This is a genomic window from Geovibrio thiophilus (assembly GCF_004087915.1).
In the GTDB taxonomy this organism is placed as follows: Bacteria; Chrysiogenota; Deferribacteres; order Deferribacterales; family Geovibrionaceae; genus Geovibrio; species Geovibrio thiophilus.
This window is the reverse complement of the sequence record NZ_CP035108.1, coordinates 2,255,711-2,276,627: the sequence shown is the minus strand read 5'-3', so window position 1 is coordinate 2,276,627 and position 20,917 is coordinate 2,255,711. Positions and strand designations below refer to the sequence as shown.

The following is a 20,917-nucleotide window of genomic DNA, read 5'->3' as shown; positions in this document are numbered from 1 at the left end:
GGAAGGATATTGATATGGCAGCAGAACTTAAAAAAGTGAATGTGGTTACTGTCGGCGTCGGTTTTACAGGCGGCATAGTCGCTTCCGAATGCGCAAAAGCGGGCTTAAGCGTTGTCGGGCTTGAAAGGGGCGGCTACAGGACAGTTGAAGACTTCATGGAAATACATGACGAATGGCGTTACGCAGTGAATTACGGCTTGATGCAGGATCTCTCAAAGGAGACAATAACCTTCAGAAACGACCGCAACATGAAAGCTCTGCCAATGAGAAAGCTTGGCTCCTTCCTGCTGGGCGATGGTCTCGGCGGAGCAGGAGTGCATTGGAACGGGCTGAATTTCAGGTTTTTTCCGTATGATTTCAAAATCAAAACCATGACGAAAGAACGCTATGGCAGCAAGCTGTCCGGAGACTACCTTATTCAGGACTGGGGGCTGAGCTATGAACAGCTTGAACCGTATTACACTAAATTCGAGAACATCATAGGTGTTTCAGGCGAATCAGTCAGCCCGTTTGACGGAAAAAGATCCTCACCCTATCCGCTGCCGCCTCTTGTGAAGACTTCTGTCATGGAGATCTTTGAAAACGGCGCAAAAAAATCCGGCTGTCACCCTTATGTGCTTCCGGCGGGTATAGCCTCGCAGGCTTATACAAACCCTGACGGCGCTGAGCTTAACCCCTGCGAATACTGCGGCTACTGTGAAAGGTTCGGCTGCGAGTACAACGCCAAGGCAAGCCCCATAAATACAGTGATCCCCGTTGCTCAGAAGACAGGTAATTTCGAGCTGCGCTGCAACGCTAATGTTGTGGAAGTGCTGAAAAAAGGAAACATGGTCACAGGTGTACGATACATAAACACTCTTACACTGGAAGAATTTATACAGCCAGCGGATGTGGTTGTTCTCGGCAGCTATGTAATGAACAACGCCAAGCTTCTCATGGTTTCCGGCATCGGTGAAATGTATGATCCTATGACGGGCAAAGGCACTCTGGGCAAAAACTACTGTTATCAAATCACCCCGGGCGCTACCGGATTTTTTGATGATCAGATGAATTTATTCGCCGGGGCAGGCGCACTGGCTATAGGTGTGGATGATTTCAACGGAGACAACTTCGATCATTCAGGGCTTAACTTCATTCACGGGGGGCTCATATCAATGCTCCAGAGCGGTAAACGCCCCATAGAGACCAACGCTGTTCCTGCCGGCACTCCTTCATGGGGCGCAGCGTTTAAAAAAGCTTCTATCAACAGTTTCACACGTTCGCTGGGTGTGGGCGCTCAGGGGGCATCAATGCCCCATAGGGAAAATTATCTTTCACTTGATGATACTTATAAGGATGCTTACGGTCTGCCGCTGCTCAGGATGACATACAACTTCACAGAGCAGGACAGGGCAATGTTCGATTTCCTTACAGGGAAGATAGATATGATAGTGAAAAATATGGGCGCCAAATCAGTCGGACTGAAATCCAACAGCAAGGATTACAACATTGTGCCTTACCAGACCACCCACAATACAGGCGGCACAATCATGGGCAGTGATCCTGAGGAAAGCGTAGTGAACACATATCTCCAGCATTGGGACGCTGAAAATCTGTTTGTCGTGGGCGCGGGCAACTTCCCCCACAACGGCGGCTGCAATCCAACGGGAACAGTGGGCGCACTCGCCTACAGATGCGCCGACGGCGTGCTGAAGTATTCCAAAAAGAGCGGTTCGCTGGTTTAAGATAACAACTGTATTGATGCAAAGAGCCCCGGAATTCTCCGGGGCTCTTTGTTGCTTTAATGTGCAACTTCACTTTTTGGCAGATTAATTATCTGATAAATTGACATATGGAAACAAAATCCGCATTTGCCGAAGGCGCAGAAGCCTTCACCTATTACGGTAAGTTTAAGAAAAGTCCTTATCACTAAAGCGATATGGATGCCTATGACTGGAGCCTTGGTTATTCTGCCGCTGAAAAGGCTTATAAGGAAGGTGTTTCAGCATATTATGACGGCAGAAAAGGGTTTTACCCCCTTTCCGCTATTACCCAGTGTCCTGAATCATCATCTATTATCGTGCATGTACAGCCGAGTTTTTCAAATGACTCCGCCATAACCGCGGGAGTAAGCTTCTGCTTAAATTTCTGGCTGACCTTCTCTTTCCACGCAGGGTTTTCCTTGGACATTTCAGCGTCAACTTGTTCAAAAATTTCTTTTGTTCCGAAGCCGCCGCCGATATATATTTTCCCGCCAGTTGAGAGGATTCTTAGCAGTTCGGCGAATCCTTTTTCATAATCATCCCAGAACCAGACGGAACCGCGGCTGATGATGAGATCCACGCTTGCGTTATCCACCGGAATATCCTCGGCTGCGCATACGATCCCCTTAACACAGTGGGAAACGCCCCTTTCCTCTGCCCTGTTTATGGCTATCTCAATGGCATCGGGGTTGATGTCTGCGAATATCATCTTCATATCTTCCGCCTGCTCAAGCATGGAGAAGCCCAGCATTCCGCCCCCTGAGCCTATGTCAAGACAGGTTCCTTTTGTGATGCCGCATCTTTCAATTATCTGTCCGGCAACGGCCGGATAAAGAGGAGCGAATATTTCCGTGGCGATTCTGTCAAATTCCTGTGCTTTGTTCATATTTAACCTTCTTTTTCATCGTTATATACATTTTTATATAGCGCATCGGCGGCAAATGCAAACAGAAAAGTCAGAGATTATTGAAAACATTTTTTAAAAGTTTATGACATCCGTCTGACAGTGACAGGATAAATATCAGTATCATTAACTGATGATTTCTTAATTATCCGCTTAGTCAGGAGGAGAGTATTATGAAGAAGATTATCACGAAAATGCTTATATTGGCAGGTCTGCTGCTTATGTCTTTCTCCGCCGCTGTGGCCGAGGACTGCCCCAGAGGGCAGCTTGACAAACAATTCTGCGACCGCAACGGCGATATGGTTGCCGACGCGCCCGCCGACAGGAAAGAGTGGGTGGATCCCGCTGTGATCGTTTTCAGCTATACTCCTGTTGAAGATCCCGAAGTTTACAGGGGCGTATGGGACGATTTCCTTAAGCACATGGAAAAGGTTACAGGCAAAAAAGTGCAGTTTTTCCCTGTTCAGTCAAACGCCGCGCAGCTTGAGGCTATGAGATCAGGCAGGCTTCATGTCGCCGGTTTTAACACAGGCTCCAACCCTATAGCGGTAAACTGCGCAGGCTTCGTGCCCTTCACGATGATGGCTGCCGCCGACAGCTCGTTCGGATACGAGATGGAGATCATTACTCACGTTGACAGCGGAATAAAGGTCGTAAGCGATCTGAAAGGCAGAACCCTTGCGTTTACCTCCCCCACGTCAAACTCCGGCTTCAAGGCGCCGTCAGCTCTTCTTAAAAGTGAGTTCGGACTTGAAGCTGATAAGGATTTTAAAACAGCCTTCAGCGGAAAGCATGACAATTCTGTGCTCGGAGTTGCTAATAAGGATTATGATGCTGCTGCGGTTGCCAACTCCGTAATGAAAAGGATGATCGATAGAAAGGTAGTTGACGGAAGCAAAATCCGCACTGTTTATAAATCGCAGACTTTCCCCACCACAGGCTACGGACATGTTTACAACCTGAAACCTGAGCTTGCGGAAAAAATTAAGAAAGCCTTCTTCAGCTACAACTGGACTAACTCTCCTCTTAAGGCTGAATTCAAAGCCGAAGATAAATTCCTGCCCATCAGCTTTAAAGAGCATTGGGATGTAATAAGAAAAATCGACGCCGCAATGGGCGTTACCTACGACTGCAAATAGCACCAACAGGGAAAAATACGGCGGCATCGGGACTTACCCTTGCCGCCTGTTTTTTATGCGGTAAAAATAATGCTGAAACTTGACAATCTTGTGAAAAAATACGGAACAGGGGATCTTGCTCTGAACGGAGTGAGCCTTGAGCTGGCAAAGGGCGAGATAATCGCTCTCATAGGCCCTTCCGGAGCAGGGAAAAGCACGCTGATACGCTGTGTCAACCGCCTTGTGGAGCCGACCTCCGGACGCATACTGGTTAACGGAAACGATATAGCATCTCTCAGGGGAGCTTCCCTGCGCAGGGCAAGACGCAGAATCGGGATGATATTTCAGGAATACGCCCTTGTGGAGCGCCTGACTGTTATGGAGAATGTTCTTTCCGGCAGACTGGGCTATATCGGATTCTGGAAAAGCTGGTTCAGGAAGTTTTCGTCAGAAGATGTTTCAAAGGCTCTGAACTTATTGGAGCGGGTGGGGCTTTCGGAACATTTTGACAAAAGAGCGGACGCTCTTTCAGGCGGACAGCGCCAGAGGGTGGGCATCGCCCGTGCGCTGCTTCAGGAGCCGGATCTTCTCCTTGTGGATGAACCCACGGCAAGCCTTGACCCGAAAACGGCAAGGCAGATAATGCGCCTGATCAGGGAACTGTGTGAGGAGCGGGAGCTCCTTGCTGTTATCAACCTGCATGATGTAGGGCTTGCGAAGATGTTTGCCGACAGGATCATCGGTCTGCGCAAGGGGTGCGTTGTTTTTGACGGTACGCCGGAAATGCTCACTGACGGCATACTCACTGAAATTTACGGTGAGGAGGACTGGAGCGGCGGAGCTGAAAAAAGGAAGCCCGCTGCGGCAGCCTGCGAACATAAAACTCATATAGAGAGCATGGAATACGCTCTCGCGAATGATTAATCCATGCCGCTGATACAGACTGCGGGCGGAGTCCGGTGGAAGAAGAAAAACCTCATAGCGAACCCATACCTGCGTATCGTCATTGTTTTTTCAGCGGTAATATATCTTGCTCTTGCTTTATCATCCGTTGATGTAAACTGGGCAAGGGTGCAGGAAGGGATGGGCAGAGGGCTTGCCTTTCTTGGCTCATTCCTCAGACCGGATTTTTTTTCCAGATGGGATGAGATATTTGACGGCATACTCGAAAGTCTTACCATGACCGCGGTCGCTACGGCAGCGGGGATTATTCTCTCTGTTCCGGTCGGTGTGGGCGCTGCGGGCAATATTGCCCCCTTTCCCGTCTATTTTCTGTGCAGAAGCGTCATTGCCGCTTCAAGAACCTTTCCTGAGGTGATAATAGCCATTTTCTTCGTCGCTATGTTCGGCTTCGGCGCCCTTGCCGGAATGCTGACACTGATGTTTGCCACCATAGGCTTTATGGCGAAGCTGCTCGCGGAGGATATTGAAGATGCGGATCCCGTGCAGACCGAAGCCATACGCTCAACGGGGGCGGGTTTTTTTCAGATACTTACGTGGAGCATCCAGCCTCAGGTGATGCCAAGGCTCATAGGGCTTTCCGTCTACAGGCTTGATATAAACTTCCGTGAATCCGCAGTGATAGGCATAGTCGGTGCCGGCGGGATAGGCGCAACGCTCAATACCTCCATAGACAGATACGAATACGACACTACAGCGGCTATTCTCATCGTGATAATAATGATTGTGATGCTTGCCGAATATATGTCAGGAATAATAAGAAAGAGGCTTCAGTAATATGCCGCTTATCAAAAAGGACGGGGCTGTTTTCTGGATCCCGCGTGATTCAAAAAAACAACTGGTGATATGGTTCGGCTGGTTTATCGGACTTATGCTTGTTTATCTGAGCTGGCGGAGTATCTCGGCAAACACTCTCTGGGTTTTTGCGGCGGATGCGCCGGAGCAGCTCGGGCTTATGCTGATGAGGATGTTCCCACCGAAGATCGCATACATGAACAAGCTCTGGAAGCCGCTGTGGGATACACTGAATATAGCCACTCTGGGGACAGTTCTGGGTATAATATTTGCGGTTCCCGTGGCGTTTCTCGCCGCTTCAAATACAACGCCCAGCGTGAGATTTGTCCGTCCGTTTGCCATGCTGATTCTTGTCTCCAGCAGATCGGTAAATTCGCTTATATGGGCTCTGCTTCTGGTTACCATAGTGGGACCCGGGATTCTTGCGGGGATAATAGCCATTGCCCTGCGCTCCGTGGGGTTTGTGGGCAAGCTGCTTTATGAGGCTATTGAGGAGATAGACCATGCTCAGCTTGAGGCGGTAACGGCTACAGGCGCAGCTTCGGCACAGGTTTTTTCATACGGCGTTGTGCCTCAGATTATGCCCGCTTTCGCAGGGATCAGCCTCTACAGGTGGGATATAAACATCCGTGAATCGACAATCCTCGGCTATGTGGGAGCAGGAGGAATAGGGCTTAACCTCAGCTCGTCGCTGAGCGTTCTCGCATGGTCTCAGGTTTCTGTTATTCTGCTTTCAGTTCTCGTGACTGTTGTGGCGAGTGAGTGGATCTCCGCAAAAATAAGGAAGATGCTTATTTAGACTTCACGGGGTTGCGTCTCTCACAGGGGACGCCCGCCTGACACAGACCGCAGGCATTGACCTTGAACCCTGTTACCTTCTCTGTGTATTTTACGGTTATCTCACGGATGTATTTCATGCAGACTTCCTTGTTGTGTCCTTCCTCTGTGATGGCTCCGGCGGGGCAGCGCTTCATACATACGCTGCATTTGCCCTTGGCGTGAAAAAGGCAGTTGCCCATGTGATGGTCATAAAGCCTTTCATCCGGCTCAATCTCAGCCTGAATTATAACGGAGCCTATGCGCACGGCTATGCCCGCTTCGGTTATGAAGCCGTCCGACAGGCTGAAGGTTCCAAGCCCCGCTGCGTATGCGGCGTGGCGTTCAGACCAGTTGGAGCATATTCCCGCGGAGGCTGACTGTCTGTATCCCCAGCCTTCGGCTATGGAAGGAGAGGCGGATTTTATACCGCATTCCCTGAAAAATTTTTCAATATCCTCTCTGAGCTGATTATTGAAATTTTCGCCGTGCAGTCTGGAGAAAATCCATCTTCTGGACGGCAGGAGGGTTGCTTTTCTCTGCTCTTCGACGGTTTCATCGGTCTGCGGCAGAACCCAGCAGACTACAGTGAGTCCGGCGGGGTCAAATGATATATCGGGATAAACCTGCTTCATCACATCCGCAGGGGTCCAGTAAAAGTCGCCTATCATTTTACGGTATTTTTCAAAGAGGGGATCGGCGCCGGAAGCAAACCCGACGAGAGGTGCTGCCCACGCTTTTTCATTTATGGCGTGGAGGTGGTTTTCGCCGGATGTCGCCGTATATTTTTCTATAAATTTAATAATGTTTGTCTTGAGATCCGCTCTGTCCATTTGTGTTTCCTTCCTGCGGTTCATCTTAGTACAGGTGTTTCCGTATGTCAAACCGAGAGAGGATCAGTACTTCGGGATCTCTACAACAAACTTTGCTCCCTGTTTTTTTCTGCTGACCGAAACCCTGCCGAAAAACTTGTTTTCCAGTATCAGTCTGCATATATAAAGTCCGATTCCTGTTCCTTCATCCTTTTTGGTGGTGAAGTAAGGGTTGAAGAGCTTTGGCTTTATCTCATCCGGTATTCCGGTTCCGTTGTCCTCCACGTGGATTTCAAAAAATTCCCTGCGGTTTATGACATTCACGGTCACTTTTCCGGTTTTGAAGTCTTTGTCCTGATTCTTCTTCTCTCCCACAGCGTCAACAGCGTTGCTCACAAGGTTCATTACCACCTGCTGGAAGTCGTTCATTGAGCCTGTGGTGTAGAAGTCGGCTATTTTGCTCAGACCTGCCGCAGCCCCGTTTGTGACTTTGGTGTAAGATTTGGATTCGCTTAATTTATATTTGAAGGAAATGTCCACGAAGTTTTTGGATATTTTGGCGTCCAGAATATGGAGGGTCTGCTTAACCGCCTCAAGAATGCTGAAGCTGGATATGGAAGACTTGAGCTTGAAGAAGTTTTTGAAGGTGTTGATAGTGTCGTCCATGAAGGATATGATCTGCCTGCTTTCAACGGCGACATCACGAATGGATTTCAGAGCTTCATCGGGTGATTCCGTATCCAGAACTGTTTCAATATACTGGAAAATCTGGTAAAGGGAGTTAAGCGGCTGCTTCCACTGGTGGTTGATGGAGGCAACCATTTCGCCGATTGCCGCAAGCTTGCTCTGCTGAATGAGGAGATATTCACGCTGCTTCTGCTCCTCCTCTATCCGCTTTATGTTTGTAATGTCGGTCACGGACGTTATTTTGTACAGTTTTCCGCCCATTTCAACTCTGCTGGCGGTTGAGATCACCTTCATCAGCTTTCCGCTTTTGTTAACAACCTCCCACTCGGCTGGGATTTCAGACACCTTGCCGCTTATGAAATCGTTGTGCATGTGCATGGCTGTTTCCCTGAAATTTTCGGGTACCATGAGGGTGAAGCTCTTTCCGAGAAGCTCGTCTTCTTCGTAGCCGTATATGTTCAGGTAGGCTTTATTGACTTTTACGAAGCAGCCCTTACTGTCCGTGAGACAGATGCCTACCTCTGCTGTTTCAAATATTTTTGTGATAAAGAGCTCGCTCTGAAGCCTTTGAGCCACTTCTTTCTCAACCCGTATTTCAAGGTTTTTGTTCAGTGTTCTCAGCGTATTCTCAGATTCCACAAGGAGAGCGGTTTTCTCAAGAAGCAGTTTTTCTCGCTGTTCACGCTCTTCGTACAGAGCTTTCAGCTCGTTGTAGGCTATGTTCAGCTCTTCGTTTGTCGCCTGAAGCTCCTCGTTTGTGGTTTCAAGCTCTTCATTGGAGGACTGGAGCTCCTCATTTGATGAATGCAGCTCCTCATTGAGCGACTGAAGCTCCTCATTGGATGTTTCAAGCTCTTCTATAACTGTCTGGAGATCCTGCTTGGTACTGGCAAGCTCCGTCTGTATTTCAGTGATGCGCATGTCGCAGCTGTCATCCAGATAGGATACGCCGGGGAGTTCCTTCTCCGGTATGTTTTCAAAGTAAAGCAGGATGAACCCTGTGTCATGTCCGTCATCGGTCATTTTACGCATATTGCAGCGCACAAAGAACCCGTCCGATTTTCTGAAGGGTGAAAAGGAATGCGACGCGCCGTTTTTAATTTTCTGAACCATCACACGGACATCGGAGCGGAACATTTTGCATATCATGGTGCTGAGGTTCATCTTAGGCTTTCCGGTGGGAAGCTGGACATACTCGGCAATTTTCCCGTGCAGGTAGAAGATGTTCATTTGAATATCCGTCACCGCGAAGGCGTCGAAAAATTCTTCAAGCCTGCTTTTTCTGAGATATGAGTCAAAATCATTTTCGGACTGAACCTCCATTCTTTCGTGGTGCTTGGGAACGGAAATTCTTGGGAAGGAAGGTTTTGATACCTTCTTTCTGTGCATCGGCAGACGGTAGATTTTGTTTTTTTTATCCACTGTTTCAAAATGAGTATCTATATTCCCTGTGGATTCGGATTTGCCGAGCATGAGTATCCCGCCCGGGTTGAGAGAATAATAGAAAGAGTAAAAAACCTTTTTCTGAAGGTCGGAATTGAAGTAAATGAGAAGATTACGGCAGCTTATGAAGTCTATCCTGATAAAGGGCGGGTCTGAGGCTATGTCATGGCGGGAGAATATTACCATCTCCCGCAGGGTCTTGACAACTTCGTAGGTGCTGCCGTGCTTTATGAAGTATTTTTTCACCAGCGCAGGATCAATGTCGGCGATGGCGGATTCCGGATAAAACCCCTTGCGGGCGATATTGAGCGCCGCCGTGTCTATATCAGTGGCGAATATCTGTATGTCCGCTCCTGAGAGCTTATCACCCAGAATTTCCGCTATAAGTATAGTAACGGAGTAGACCTCTTCCCCCGTGCTGCATCCGACTATCCAGAACCTCAGCGAATCCTGAAACCTGTCAGAGCCGATGTATTTTGTCAGCTCGTTTTTAAGCTCGGTAAAGGCTTCCTGATCCCTGAAAAAGGCTGTGACGTTTATCAGTATATCAAAGAAGAGATGCTCTATCTCCTCCGTATTGCTCTTGAGAAATTCAATATAGTCGGTTATTTTAACAAACTTTCTTGCCGCCATTCTCCGCTGTATGCGGCGTTTGATGGTGTTTTCCTTGTAATCTCTGAAATCGGTGCCTTTTTTTCGCTTAATCAGAGTCAGAATAGTTTTCAGGTGATCCTCAGACTCTTTCTGTTCGGGGATTGTTACCTCAGGTATGGCGCTGTTGAGAAAAATTTCAGCTATTTCCGGCGCTATCTTTTCAGGAGTGAGAGTTATGTCCACGTTTCCGGTTTCTATCGCCGAGTGGGGCATTCCGTCATATTTTGCGGATTCCGTTTCCTGAGCTATTGTTATACCGCCGGACGCTTTTATGGCACGTATTCCAGTGGAACCGTCAGAGCCTGTGCCGGAGAGGATAACTCCGCATGGGGTGATTGTTTCATCCTCGGACATGGAAATAAAAAACTGATCGACAGACGGCTTGGGTCCTATAAATTCATTTGGGCGGGTAAGGCGGAGAACGCCGCTGCTGACTCTGACATTGAAGTTAGGCGGAGTGATGTAAACAATATCGGGCTTAAGCGGTGTTTTGTCTTTAATTTCTGCGATCTCAAGTTTACTGTCCTTGGAAAGGAGAGAGGTGAGCATGCTTTTGTGAGACGGGCTGAGGTGCTGAACAACGACATAGGCTATTCTGCCGTTCGGCTCAATGTTGGGTATGAAAAGTTTAAGAGCTTCAAGCCCTCCCGCACTGGCACCAATACCGACAAGAATAAGTTTGTCATCTTTCATAAAATCAGCACATCCTGACAGGTTTCATATATTATAACATCATAGTTGAAAAAAATTCACGGCTATATTTAATTAAATAAAAAATAATATTAGTTCGGTAAAGTCGGAGTAATATAAAACAGTATTTAAATAGAAAAGCCGCCCTTTGCAGAGCGGCTTTCAGGATTATTTCAGAATTTAACTCTTATTTCCATTCAGGCTGAGGAGTGGCATCCGTTGAAGGAGGAAGAACGGGGTAAGCCACTTTCGGCTGAACGCCTGTAAGTGTTTTAAGGAAAGCAGTGATGAACTTAGTGTCGGAATCCGTAAGGGATATGCCGAGCTGAGCTGAGCTCATTACAGCAACCGCTTCCTGAAGTCCCCATACCTTGCCGGAATGGAAGTAGGGTGCGGTGTACTCTATGTTTCTGAGGCTGGGTGATTTGAAAACATATTCATCAGCCGCGGTGTTTGTTACTGCGAATCTGCCCTTGTCGCCTGAAACTATTTTTGCGTCGGGTCTTTCAACAACTCCGAATGTGTAGTAGTCCTCGCCGCCCATGTTGACGCCTGCGTGGCAGTCAGCACAGCCTTTGTTGATGAAAAGTTCAAGACCTTTCTTTTCGTCTTTGCTGAGAGCGTTCATGTCGCCTTTAAGGTAAAGGTCGAATCTTGAATCGGGAGTAAGAAGAGTGGCTTCAAAAGCTTCGATGGCTTTTGCCATGTTGTCAAAGCTGATGGGGTCTTTATCGCCGGGGAACGCTTTTTTGAACAGAGCAGTGTACTCGGGCATGCTTTTAAGAACAACCACGACTCTGTCGGGTGTGCTGTTCATTTCAACTGAAGCCTGAACGGGACCCTTAGCCTGTTCTTTAAGGTCAGCCGCTCTGCCGTCCCAGAACTGAGCAAGGTTGAAAACCGAGTTAAGAACTGTGGGAGCGTTTCTTGGACCTTTCTGCCAGCCGTGACCTATGGAAGTTTCCTGATAGTCGTCACCGCCGAAGCTGAGGTTATGACAGGTGTTACAGCTGAGAAGGCTGCTTTTTGAGAGTCTGGGCTCAAAGAAAAGCATTTTGCCAAGCTCAACTTTGTCCAGAGTCATGGGGTTGTCTTTAAGCGCAGGGGGCGCATAAGGGATAGGTTTAAAAAGCTGGTTGGCATCATCCTGAAGCTTTTCCGCGAAAGCAGGACCGGATACCACGAGTGCCGCCATTAACACAAGCATTGACAGTAGTTTTGTTCTCATAAAAATAAACCTCCGTAGTTGATAATGGGAACTATAGCACAATATTTTTTAAATGATAATAATTATTTTACAGTAAAAAATTTCGACTAAAATTGTGTTAATTTTAATTGTTAATAGTGAAGAAAGATCGCTTCAAAAAAATTTTAACACTTTTTTGTAATAATTAATGCACAGATTTTGCAGGAAATTAATCAGAAGCGATTTTTCCCTTAAATTTCATAATCTTATAAGAATCAGCCGTTTCTGTGAAGATTACCGTGGTTATATAACCTATGAAGCTGTATATTAATCAGTCTGTGGAGCGGACTGGGCTCCGGAGGTCAGTGAATGTTTTCAGGGAATTTTTCTTCCGCCGCTTTTTTACGTCTTTTTTTGTTTGCTGTTTTTGTACTTTTTACCGCTTCCGGCTGCGGGGAGATGAAAAAGCTGTACAGCGGCAATATTCCCATCGCCGGAGAAAGGTTCGTTTTCAAGGCGGATAACATCGAAGTGTCCATCCCCTATGAAGGTGATATTAAGGCTGAAAATGCTGAAGCTCTCCTGATCATGATTCATGATGATTCCTTGAACCCTGTGTCCTTCATGAGTAAGGGACTTTATGCCGCTGACGTTGCGGGCGGCGGAAAAACTGCTGTAATTGCTCCGCAGTTTCTTGAAAGACGCGTAGCCGGAAGAGAAAAGGGCATGCTTTTCTGGGACAGAAGGTGGCGGGGCGGCGGCTACTCCCTCAGCAGCGGACTTAACAAGGGATACCCCTCGGTGAGCTCCTTTGCCGTGCTTGAGCGAATTATAAATGATGTGTACCGCAGAAACAAAGGCTCGCTGAAAAAAGTGATAATAGCCGGACACGGCGGCGGAGCGCAGTTCGTCATACAGTTTGCCGCAATGAACTCCACGGAGAGCAGGCTTGCACCGAGAGGGGTAGAGTTTACTTATGTCGCTGCGAATCCTTCCAGCTATCTTTATCTTAATAAAGAACGATTCAGAGATGAAAACGGACGCATAACGCCCCTCAGTCAGTCACAGATAACAGGCTGTTTTTCATACAATTCATATAAATACGGGCTGGACAGCATATACGGTTACGGCAGCAGCATGCAGTCTCCGGATATAAAAAACAACCTGCTGCACAGGCACATGGTGTTTGTTGTGGGCAGGCAGAATGTGGGGCGTTCGCTGTCTCTTGATAATTCCTGCGGAGCCGAGCTTCAGGGGAAAAACAGGATTGAGAGGGCTCTTCTGTATAAGCACCACCTTGAAAAAATCAACGGCGGCGCCTGCTTGAGCCATACATGGCTGATACTCGACAGAACGGGGCACAACCCCGATGCGGTATTCTCAAACCATGATGTCATTCATGCAATGTTCGCGGATAACTAGCTTCCGCATACAGCGGCGGTAATTTTCGCCGCTGTTTCATGATCAGGCTCAAAAGTAAACACAGATATGCAGGAAACAGGCTTAGCGCCTATCATGGAGTTCAGAAACCAGCAGTTTTCAAAGTCTTCCAGATCCCACAAATGAATCCCCCTCTCCTCTATGGGGAGAAGCTCCTTGGCTATCTCAAGGCTTATGCTCGGCAGGCGGTTGCCGGCGGGAGCGGTTACAAATTTGTTCCCGTGCCTGAAAAGCACCGCACCGGAAGCAGCCTCAAAAATTTCGTTCTCCTCACTTATCAGTAGAGAGTTGTCGTAGCCGCCTCTGATCGCTCTTTTCAGTGCGAGAAACTGGTGTGCCCAGTTCATGGATTTATGTCTGTTCAGATGGGAAATTTGGTGGCGGTCATGTATGTTCAGCCTGTATTCGCTTATATCCGTTGTGTATTCATGAGCGCTTATGTCTGTCTGCGTCTCCCCTTCGGGGTTGACTTCAAAGGAATAGATATTGATCTTCGCTCTCTTGCCGCCCAGTGAGTTGGCTTCGATCACGTCGTTGATCGCCTTTTCATAGTCGATTCCGCCGAATATGCAGCCGTATTCCTCTAGGGAGCCCTGAAGCCTTTTCAGGTGTCTGTCGAGGTGGCATATTTTTTTACCGTTGTAGAGAATTGATTCAAAAAAACCGAAGCCGTATTTGAAAGCGGGGAGACCAAATCTTTCATCCGCTGTTGTCAGTTCACCGTTTTTCCAGATTATCATCCGAAAACCTCCATGAATTTTTCCGTCTTGCTCATGGTTTCATTATACTCCGAGGGCGGTTCGGAATCCGTGACTATACCGCTGCCGGAATAAAAAGTGAATGTCTTTTCACTTGTGTCATATACCCCTGTCCGGATGCAGATTGAGGAGTCCATGTTCTTTTCGCCGCCGATTCTGAATATGCTCCCGCAGTATATTCCCCGCATGAACGGCTCAAGTGAGTCGATTATTTCCATGCTCCTTTTTTTAGGGCATCCTGTTACGGAGCCTCCGGGGAAGGCGTCCAGTAGAAGGTCTATGACATCCGCATCTTCCCTCAGCTCCCCTGTAACATTGCCGTACATCTGGAGCAGGCTGTTTATGCGGAACACTGATTTGAAGCCGCTCACCTCCACCGAGCCGAGGCGGGAACTGATTCCTATGTCATTGCGTATCATGTCTATTATCATGGCAAGCTCTGCGCATTCCTTTGGGTTTTCCGTCAGTCGGTGAGCATCCGTGAGTCCTTCGTTTTCTGTTCTGAGCGTGCCTTTTATCGGCTGGCTGAGGATCAGCCCGTTATCCGCTTTTATGAACCGCTCCGGCGAGCTGCTGAGTATTTTGTATCTGCCCGCATCAAAGTAAGCGGCAAATGCGGCGGGTGAGTCCCCTGTGAGTCTGAAAAATTCATTCAGCGGTTCAAACAGAGGATCACGGAAGGAGTGGGCAACGGCGTAATTAAGTTGGTAGGTGTTGCCGCTTCGTATCTCTTCAAGCGTTCGCTCGCATCTCTGCATATATACGTTTTTATCAGCGGATGAGGTGATTCTGTTCCCTAGGCTTATGTGCTTATGCTGAGGCGAAGGGGGAAGGTCTTTCAGCAGATCTGTATCGCCTGTGATACCGTTTTGCGCAAATACAATTTTTGCTGAATACTTTTTCAGCATCCCCAAGGGGAAGCTGCGCTCTTTGGCGGATTTCACTCCCCGCAGAATCATTCCGTAATCATAGGAGAGAAAGCCTGCGGCTTCACCTGAGAAGGCGAAATCCTTTATTTCGTTTATGCCTGTGCTCTCGGTTATTTCAAGCACGGCGCAAGGCTCAATACAGCATGCGCATTCATCATTGGAGCAGATTATGTCTGTTCTGTATTTTGCCGCTAAGCGGCGTATAAGCTCATTTTCCCAGCGCATAGGCTATGAACTCCCCGCCGTTTTCCGTCAGGAATGATTCCGGATGAAACTGAAACCCGGTGAACGGATTGGTTTTGTGGCGTATAATCATCGGCAGCCCGTCAGCGTTGGCGGACTCAATGTCAAAGCAGGACGCCACTTTGCCGCAGTACAGCGAGTGGTATCTGGCGACCCTGCGTGATCCGCCCTGCCATTCTATTACGTCTGTTTTACCGTGAACCGGCAGAGGTGCGCGCGTTGTCGTTCCGCCGTGGATTTCGTTGAGGATCTGCATGCCGAGGCATATCCCCGTGACGTGAGCCGTAATATCCTTAATGAACGAGTAAAGCGGATATTCCGCAGGACAGCCGGGACCCGGGGAAATGAACAGGTGATCCGCCTCCGCAGCCCTTGCCGCCGTGAGCTCTGTCCACGGCATAACCTCAGGCTTGAAGCCCGATGTGCGGAATACCAGATGGGCGAGATTATGTGTGAAGCTGTCATTGTTGTCGGATATTATTATTTTCATTGCTGAAATAAATGAACGATATTACCGCAAAAATCAATATTTTCCGCACATCGCAGGTTTGTTCTTGATATTTTCCGCCCCCGCTGTAAAATTTCAGTTTCCGGCACAATTCATATTGAGGGTTTTAAAATGAAAAAGATGCTCGTCACACTCCTTGCCGTAATCTGCGCGGCTTCCGCTTACGCGGCTCCCGTTAAGGTGGGTATTTCCCAGATAGTGGAACACCCCGCACTTGACGCAACAAGAAAAGGTATAATAGACGCTGTAACAGCCTGCGGCTATGTTGAAGGCAAAGACATTGTTTACGATGTACAGATAGCTCAGGGCAATGTCGCCACAGCCAACCAGATCGCGAAAAAGTTTGTGGGCGATAAAGATAACATCGTAATAGGCATCGCCACGCCAAACTCTCAGTCGCTGAAACAGGTAGTGGAAAAATCAGGACTTAACATCCCCGTTATTTTCTCCGCCGTTACAGATCCTGTTGGAGCGAAGCTTGTCAAATCCATAGAAAAATCAGGCGGCAACATCACAGGTGTTTCCGATCTTACTCCCGTTAAAGCTCAGTTGGAAGTTTTTAAGGAATTCGGACTCAATGTCAAAAATGTGGGCATACTCTACAATCCCGGCGAACAAAACAGCCGCGCCCTTGTAGATCTCGCAAAGGCAGCTTCCAAAGAGCTCGGCATTAATATAATTGACGCTACAGTGACAAACTCAAGCGGTGTTTATATGGCAGCCAAATCCCTTGTGGGCAGGGCAGACGCTATGTATGTTCCCACTGACAACACTGTTGTTTCCGCACTGGAATCAGCGGTTCAGGTAGCATACGAAGCAAACATACCCCTCATAATGGGCGATACCGACTCTGTAGTAAGGGGAGCGCTCGCCGCCAAAGGCTTTAACTATTACAAGCACGGCGTTCAGACAGGCAAAATAGTCTGCCGTGTGCTTAAGGGCGAAAAAGCGGAAAACATTCCTGTTCAGTTTCAGAATGAGCTTGAGTTTTATGTGAACCTCAAGGCTGCTAAGGAAATGGGCGTCAATGTTCCCGAATCGGTTATCAAATCGGCTGACAAGGTTATCGAATGAGTTTATACGCCTTCTTCGGCGCGGTTGAACAGGGGCTCCTGTTCTCTATAATGGCTCTGGGGGTGTTCATCACCTTCAGAGCCCTTGACTTTCCGGATCTCTCGGTGGACGGCACATTCCCCATGGGGGCGGCAATTTCCGCGATCCTGATTTTCAACGGCGTCAATCCTTGGCTTACAATCGCGATAGCCGTGGCGGGCGGCGCGGCGGCGGGAGCCGTTACAGCCATTCTCAACACACGGCTTAAGATACTGAATCTCCTTGCGGGGATTCTGACTATGATTGCCCTTTACTCGGTAAACCTTCGCATTATGGGCATGCCGAACGTGCCTCTTCTGGGGTTTGACACGGTTTTTACCTCCCTTGAGAATACGGGCATTCCCGCATATGTGGCTAATGTCATTATTCTCGGCAGCGTTGCCGTTCTGGTGGGGATATTCCTCATATGGTTCTTCCATACGGAAGTGGGGCTTGCTCTGCGTGCCACAGGCGACAATATGAAGATGGTGAAGGCGCAGGGCGCAAGCACAAGCAGGATGATACTTATAGGTGTAGCCCTCTCCAACGGTCTGGTGGCTCTTGCGGGAGCTCTTGCTGCTCAGGTGCAGGGGTTCGCTGATGTGAGCATGGGGATCGGGACCATCGTGGCGGGGCTTGCCTCTGTCATTCTGGGCGAGGCGCTTATAAGCTCCTTGGGCGTTTTTCGCGCGGTAATCGGCGTTATTCTCGGCTCCATAGCCTACAGGCTGGCGATTGCCGTGGCTCTTACGGTAAATATCGGCGGAGTGAGCCTTTCTCCCAGTGATCTTAACCTCATTACCGCGATCCTTGTGGTTGTGGCCTTGATGTTCCCCGGGCTCAGAAGCAAAATCGGGGCGGTGGGCAGATGATAAAGATAGATAATGTTAAAAAGGTCTTCAACAGGGGCACGGTTAACGAAAACTGGGCTGTGAAGGGCGTTTCGGTTGATATAAAACAGGGAAGCTTCGTCACCGTGATCGGCGGCAACGGTTCAGGGAAATCCACCCTGCTCAACCTTGTTGCGGGCTACCTCAAGCCTGATGAAGGCAGAATACTCATTGACGATGAAGACGTTTCAAACGTCACAGACTATAAAAGGGCATCATACATCGGCATAGTTTTTCAGGATCCGCTCAGCGGAACGGCGAAATCCTTAAGCATTGAAGAGAACCTAGCCATAGCAATGAAACGGGGTCAGAAGCGCATGTTCGGCATGGGTGTTAAGAGCCGTGACAGGGAGTTCTACCGTGAACAGCTCAGAATGCTTGACCTTGGTCTGGAAAACAGGCTGAAGGATAAGGCGGGGCTGCTCTCCGGAGGTCAGCGTCAGGCGCTTACACTGCTGATGGCTACACTTGTGAAGCCGAAGATCCTTCTTCTGGATGAACATACGGCGGCTCTTGACCCGAAAACCGCGGATAAAATACTCAAGCTCACCGTGAAGCTGGTGAAGGAAAACAGTCTCACCGCCATGATGGTTACGCACAACATGAAGCAGGCGCTGAGCCTTGGCGAACGCACAGTTATGATGCAGCTCGGTAAAAAGGTTCTTGATGTGGACGGAGAGGAGAGAAAGAAGCTCACCGTCACCGATCTTCTCGAACTATTCAGCCGTGAATTGGGCGATGAAGCCTACGACGCGGGAATGCTTTAGATTTATACTTCGGGGCTCCGGCTCCCAAGGATGGGAGCCCGCCGTGCGGAGCGAAGCCGTGTTTATCACGGCGCGAGCGTGTATCCAAAATTTCTATGGACGGCAAATTTTGGATTGTAAAGACAGACAGGAGCCCGCCGTGCGGAGCGAAGCCGTGTTTATCACGGCGCGAGCGTGTATCCAAAATTTCCATGGACGGCAAATTTTGGATTGTAAAGACAGACAGGAGCCCGCCGTGCGCAGTGAAGCCGTGTTTATCACGGCGCGAGCGTGTACATCAATCCGGCAGGACGCTCGGATTGATGTTATCAAATCAGCCGCCGCCTTTGCCGTTGCCTCCGTGTCCTCCGCCACCGCCTGAACCGCCGTCGTGACCGCCTCCTGAACTGCCGCCTTCGGAGCTTCCGCCGTGTTTACTGTTTTCGCTCCCGTGAGAGCCGCTTCCGCTCATTTCATGTCCCATGCTCTCCGCCAGAGATTCCGCATCGGCGTGTGCTGCCTGCTGCATGAAATGTTTTCTGTATCTGTATATTTCTCCGCTTTCCAGTGACTGTGCCGATTTTTCGGCTATTTCCGAAGCCCTGAGATCAGAGACTCCGTAACGCACCATTTCCCTGTAAAGCATCATGGAAGCTTTTGCAGTTTCGTCTCTGTCAGTTTTTCTGGCGGCTATCACAGCGGCAGTTTTCATCAGCCCCTGTTCACCTGCTCCAGCGGTCATCGCATCCGCTATGGTGTCTGTAACGCTTTCTTCCGCACTGCCTGAAATACCTGTTTTGCGGGCTATGCGCGAGGCTGTCTCATACCGTGAGCGTATCTGCTCAACAGCCCTGAGCACTGCTTTTTCCGGAGCTTTCTTGGCAATGCCTTCCAGAACTTTTTCCGCATATTTTGCCGGTGCGCCGTATTTCCCCGCTGAAACTATTCCGGCAAGAGTTCTGACCGATTCTTCTGAATATCCGTTTTTTTTCGTTTCCGCTGCGAGTTTTTCGGCTATGCTTTTCTCCACACGCATATTCTGTGCAGTCTGAGCCAGCGTGTCATAAACATCCGAAGCCCCTGCGGACGAAAATCCGTAAAAGATAAGCATTATGAAGAATATTAGCTTTTTCATTTTTTCCTCTCGTAAATACATATCTCTCCGCCGAAATCATCCTGCTGTTTCATTCCGCAGTCCGGCAGAAAAACTTTTCCGTCAACAGTGAGAAAGTAGGTAAAATACTCCTCCTGATTTATTATTGCTTCCCACTTTCCGTCCTTTTGCTCGGCTTTTTTTTCTTCAAAGCCGTCAGAGGAGTGATAAAGGCTTACCTGTCCGGCATCTTTTATTTTAAAAGCCGCCAGCAGCATTCCGTTTTTAGGACTGAAACTGTGCTGAGAGCATCCGGCGCATAACAGGAGCATCAGCATTACGGTCTTTTTCAAATTCTGTCTCCTATACTGATCACAGAGTTTTCACCGCCGAAATCATCAGCCTGTTTAGCCTTTATAGTGGGATCGGTGATGCGCTCATCTCCGTTTATTATAAATGAATAAGCATATTCTCCTTTATTCAGGGGCAGGGAAACCTGCCAGTAGCCGGAGGAATCTGTTTTGTTCATTTCTATGGTTTTCCAGCCGTTGAAGCTGCCTGCAAGTTCCACTTTCTGAGCCTCCGGCATGTGGAGTATAAATCTGTGTTCCGCACTGACGGCGGCAGGTTCGGGCGTGGGAGCCGTCAGTCTGAAAAACAGCATGAATACGGCAGCCGCAGCAAATGCTGTGGATATGCCGAAGGGGATAAGGAAGCTTCTTCGTTTTTCGCTGAAGATCGGAACAGGCGGCACTTTAATATCTTCCGTTCTCAACAGCTTTTCAGTTTCCAGCAGCTCGATTGCTTCGTCTGAAAAAGCTCTGTCAGTCCTTATCTCATGCACAAAGGTTATTTTTTCATCCAAGCTCAGTTCATTATCAATGAACTGGCTGATCAGAACCTCTTTTTCACCGTTCATTTTCTGCTCTCCGAGATTATTTCTTTCAGCTTTTTCCTTGCCCTGTGTATTTTAACCTTAATATTCGCCTCGCTCAATCCTGTTACCGATGAAACTTCCGAATACTTCATTCCGCCTGATGAACAGAGAGATATGAGTTCTCTTTCATCGTCGTCAAGCATGGCGAGAGCCCTCATCAGCATGTCGGTTTCCTCTTTTCCGCTGTAAATTTCTTCAGGGTTTGCCGTATGTCCGCTTTCGTTTCCGGATAATTCGTCATGATCTCTGCTTTTTCTCTTCAGGTCTATGAAAAGGCTTTTCGCCACGGTGTAAAGCAGTGGAAGGGAGTAATTGTCCGGATAGTTTCGGGCATATTTAAGAAAGCATTCCTGATGAAGATCTTCCGCATCCTCTCTGCATCCTGAAAGCTTGAGGAGATAGCCGAAAAGCCTTCCTGAGTTCTCTTCAAAAAAATTCCTCAGCAAACTGTTTGAGTTCATATTTTTCCCTGAA

Annotated in this window: 20 protein-coding genes; 9 read left to right on the top strand and 11 right to left on the bottom strand. The window is 48.5% G+C overall.

Features of this window, described 5'->3' with window-relative positions; translation table 11 throughout:
* The first annotated feature begins 14 nt into the window (after positions 1-14).
* On the top strand, positions 15-1,724 hold the full coding sequence (locus EP073_RS10570; RefSeq protein ID WP_128467119.1) for a GMC family oxidoreductase: 1,710 nt from the start codon (positions 15-17) through the stop codon (positions 1,722-1,724).
* Positions 1,725-2,010: 286 nt separating this feature from the next.
* Here EP073_RS10570 and EP073_RS10565 read toward each other — a convergent pair whose 3' ends face one another.
* Positions 2,011-2,628, bottom strand: coding sequence for a class I SAM-dependent methyltransferase (locus tag EP073_RS10565; RefSeq protein ID WP_128467118.1), 618 nt, complete (start codon positions 2,626-2,628; stop codon positions 2,011-2,013).
* Between the two features lie 191 nt (positions 2,629-2,819).
* Between EP073_RS10565 and phnD the strand changes: the two genes are divergently transcribed.
* From phnD to phnE (EP073_RS10545), 4 genes are all read left to right on the top strand, one after another.
* Positions 2,820-3,785: a phosphate/phosphite/phosphonate ABC transporter substrate-binding protein gene (gene phnD, locus EP073_RS10560; RefSeq protein WP_128467117.1), complete on the top strand. Its 966-nt coding sequence runs from the start codon at positions 2,820-2,822 to the stop codon at positions 3,783-3,785.
* A gap of 69 nt (positions 3,786-3,854) precedes the next feature.
* Complete coding sequence (gene phnC, locus EP073_RS10555) at positions 3,855-4,688, top strand: phosphonate ABC transporter ATP-binding protein (protein WP_128467116.1); 834 nt, start codon at positions 3,855-3,857, stop codon at positions 4,686-4,688.
* Positions 4,689-4,691: 3 nt separating this feature from the next.
* Positions 4,692-5,501: a phosphonate ABC transporter, permease protein PhnE gene (gene phnE, locus EP073_RS10550; RefSeq protein WP_128467115.1), complete on the top strand. Its 810-nt coding sequence runs from the start codon at positions 4,692-4,694 to the stop codon at positions 5,499-5,501.
* Position 5,502: 1 nt separating this feature from the next.
* Positions 5,503-6,318, top strand: a complete 816-nt coding sequence (gene phnE / locus EP073_RS10545; protein ID WP_128467114.1) for a phosphonate ABC transporter, permease protein PhnE — start codon at positions 5,503-5,505, stop codon at positions 6,316-6,318.
* Here the strand turns inward: phnE (EP073_RS10545) and EP073_RS10540 are convergent.
* From EP073_RS10540 to EP073_RS10530, 3 genes are all read right to left on the bottom strand, one after another.
* Positions 6,311-7,168, bottom strand: coding sequence for an epoxyqueuosine reductase (locus EP073_RS10540; RefSeq protein ID WP_128467113.1), 858 nt, complete (start codon positions 7,166-7,168; stop codon positions 6,311-6,313). The two genes, phnE (EP073_RS10545) and EP073_RS10540, sit on opposite strands and share 8 nt — an antisense overlap.
* A gap of 63 nt (positions 7,169-7,231) precedes the next feature.
* Positions 7,232-10,624 (bottom strand): chemotaxis protein CheB, encoded by a 3,393-nt coding sequence (locus tag EP073_RS10535; protein ID WP_128467112.1) that lies wholly within the window; start codon positions 10,622-10,624, stop codon positions 7,232-7,234.
* A gap of 184 nt (positions 10,625-10,808) precedes the next feature.
* Complete coding sequence (locus EP073_RS10530; protein ID WP_128467111.1) at positions 10,809-11,849, bottom strand: cytochrome-c peroxidase; 1,041 nt, start codon at positions 11,847-11,849, stop codon at positions 10,809-10,811.
* 327 nt (positions 11,850-12,176) lie between these two features.
* Between EP073_RS10530 and EP073_RS10525 the strand changes: the two genes are divergently transcribed.
* Complete coding sequence (locus tag EP073_RS10525; RefSeq protein ID WP_128467110.1) at positions 12,177-13,229, top strand: hypothetical protein; 1,053 nt, start codon at positions 12,177-12,179, stop codon at positions 13,227-13,229.
* On the opposite strand, the gene EP073_RS10520 is transcribed toward EP073_RS10525, so the two are convergent.
* The 3 genes from EP073_RS10520 to EP073_RS10510 are packed head-to-tail and all read right to left on the bottom strand — an operon-like array spanning position 13,226 to position 15,667.
* Positions 13,226-13,987, bottom strand: a complete 762-nt coding sequence (locus EP073_RS10520; protein WP_128467109.1) for an aminotransferase class IV — start codon at positions 13,985-13,987, stop codon at positions 13,226-13,228. The genes EP073_RS10525 and EP073_RS10520 overlap by 4 nt on opposite strands.
* On the bottom strand, positions 13,984-15,159 hold the full coding sequence (locus EP073_RS10515) for a chorismate-binding protein (protein WP_128467108.1): 1,176 nt from the start codon (positions 15,157-15,159) through the stop codon (positions 13,984-13,986). Before EP073_RS10515 ends, EP073_RS10520 begins: the two co-directional genes overlap by 4 nt.
* Positions 15,143-15,667 (bottom strand): aminodeoxychorismate/anthranilate synthase component II, encoded by a 525-nt coding sequence (locus tag EP073_RS10510; protein ID WP_128467107.1) that lies wholly within the window; start codon positions 15,665-15,667, stop codon positions 15,143-15,145. Before EP073_RS10510 ends, EP073_RS10515 begins: the two co-directional genes overlap by 17 nt.
* Positions 15,668-15,796: 129 nt before the next feature.
* Between EP073_RS10510 and EP073_RS10505 the strand changes: the two genes are divergently transcribed.
* The 3 genes from EP073_RS10505 to EP073_RS10495 are packed head-to-tail and all read left to right on the top strand — an operon-like array spanning position 15,797 to position 18,434.
* Positions 15,797-16,759: an ABC transporter substrate-binding protein gene (locus EP073_RS10505; protein ID WP_128467106.1), complete on the top strand. Its 963-nt coding sequence runs from the start codon at positions 15,797-15,799 to the stop codon at positions 16,757-16,759.
* Positions 16,756-17,649 (top strand): ABC transporter permease, encoded by an 894-nt coding sequence (locus EP073_RS10500; RefSeq protein ID WP_128467105.1) that lies wholly within the window; start codon positions 16,756-16,758, stop codon positions 17,647-17,649. Before EP073_RS10505 ends, EP073_RS10500 begins: the two co-directional genes overlap by 4 nt.
* Complete coding sequence (locus tag EP073_RS10495; RefSeq protein ID WP_128467104.1) at positions 17,646-18,434, top strand: ABC transporter ATP-binding protein; 789 nt, start codon at positions 17,646-17,648, stop codon at positions 18,432-18,434. Before EP073_RS10500 ends, EP073_RS10495 begins: the two co-directional genes overlap by 4 nt.
* A gap of 313 nt (positions 18,435-18,747) precedes the next feature.
* On the opposite strand, the gene EP073_RS10490 is transcribed toward EP073_RS10495, so the two are convergent.
* From EP073_RS10490 to EP073_RS10475, 4 genes are read right to left on the bottom strand one after another with little or no spacing between them, the layout of a single operon-like run.
* Positions 18,748-19,548, bottom strand: coding sequence for a hypothetical protein (locus EP073_RS10490; protein ID WP_128467103.1), 801 nt, complete (start codon positions 19,546-19,548; stop codon positions 18,748-18,750).
* Positions 19,545-19,859 carry a hypothetical protein gene (locus tag EP073_RS10485; protein WP_128467102.1) on the bottom strand — a complete coding sequence of 105 codons (315 nt, stop codon included), beginning with the start codon at positions 19,857-19,859 and terminating at the stop codon, positions 19,545-19,547. The genes EP073_RS10490 and EP073_RS10485 overlap by 4 nt, the downstream gene beginning before the upstream one ends.
* Complete coding sequence (locus tag EP073_RS10480) at positions 19,856-20,425, bottom strand: glycogen-binding domain-containing protein (protein ID WP_128467101.1); 570 nt, start codon at positions 20,423-20,425, stop codon at positions 19,856-19,858. The genes EP073_RS10485 and EP073_RS10480 overlap by 4 nt, the downstream gene beginning before the upstream one ends.
* Positions 20,422-20,904, bottom strand: a complete 483-nt coding sequence (locus EP073_RS10475) for an RNA polymerase sigma factor (protein WP_128467100.1) — start codon at positions 20,902-20,904, stop codon at positions 20,422-20,424. The genes EP073_RS10480 and EP073_RS10475 overlap by 4 nt, the downstream gene beginning before the upstream one ends.
* Positions 20,905-20,917 lie beyond the last annotated feature (13 nt).